The organism is Rothia sp. 27098_8_29, assembly GCF_041432785.1.
Classification (GTDB): Bacteria; Actinomycetota; Actinomycetes; order Actinomycetales; family Micrococcaceae; genus Rothia; species Rothia mucilaginosa.
In genome coordinates, this window is the sequence record NZ_JAPWAI010000024.1 from 1 (window position 1) to 967 (window position 967).

General features: G+C 60.7%; 2 protein-coding genes. One reads left to right on the top strand and one right to left on the bottom strand.

Features of this window, described 5'->3' with window-relative positions; genetic code table 11:
* Positions 1–12 precede the first annotated feature (12 nt).
* Positions 13–168, top strand: a complete 156-nt coding sequence (locus O3649_RS09040; protein ID WP_371573891.1) for a hypothetical protein — start codon at positions 13–15, stop codon at positions 166–168.
* 160 nt (positions 169–328) lie between these two features.
* On the opposite strand, the gene O3649_RS09045 is transcribed toward O3649_RS09040, so the two are convergent.
* On the bottom strand, positions 329–967 hold a 639-nt coding region (locus O3649_RS09045; RefSeq protein WP_371573889.1), incomplete at its 5' end, for a DUF885 domain-containing protein.

Consider the following 967-nt stretch of genomic DNA (forward strand, 5'->3'; position numbering starts at 1 on the left):
CTCGGTGTGTGGGTGGTCGATGGACGCACCGTAGGCGTGGGCATCCGCGAATCAAACGGCGCGCTCACCGACTACTGGTGCCGTTTTGCCCCGCACCTGGTGGACCTGAACGACTCCACCGGCATGGGATTCGGCACCACCGACCCCAGCGCCGCAAACTTCGGATAGCCACCAGAAGACATAGCCTTCAGACGACACGAAAACACAGTGAAGCCCCCGCCTCAGCCATAAAGCTGAAGCGGGGGCTTCGTCTATAGAGTTCCTAATCTCAAGGCTCTAGTTCAGAGGCTCCAGAGATTCACTCGACGAGGAGCGAGCAGACTAGAGGCTACTCGTCATCGTCCTCATCGTCGTCATCCTCAGTATCCAGAGGGAGCATCATCTCATCGGTCAGAGCGCGGCGCAGAGTATCCAGACCCACCGAACCGAGCAGAAGCGCACGGGTGTGGAATGCACGCATGTCATCGCCGCGGCGCACAGCCTGATCGCGCAGCTCCAGCCAGAGGCGCTCGCCAATCTTGTAGCTCGGCGCCTGACCCGGCCAACCCAGGTAACGTAGGAACTCGAAACGCAGGTGACCCTCGGACTCGTCCAGGTTCAGCTTCAAGAACTCGTAACCCAGCTCAGATGTCCAGATGGTGCCCGGCTCAACGCCCAGCTGCTCAGCCCACTCATCCGGAATCGGCATCTCGCAGTGAACACCAATATCGAAGACCACGCGGGCGGCGCGCATACGCTGAGCGTTCAGCATGCCCATGCGGTCACCCGGATCCTTCAAGTAGCCCAATTCCTCCATGAGTCGCTCGGCGTACAGCGCCCAGCCCTCACCGTGACCGGAAACCCACAGCATGTTCGTGCGCCAGGAGTTCATGGTGCCCTGCAGAGCCGTAGCGATAGCGATCTGCAGGTGGTGGCCCGGAACGCCCTCATGGTACACGGTGGAGGTTTCACGCCAGGTAGTGAACGT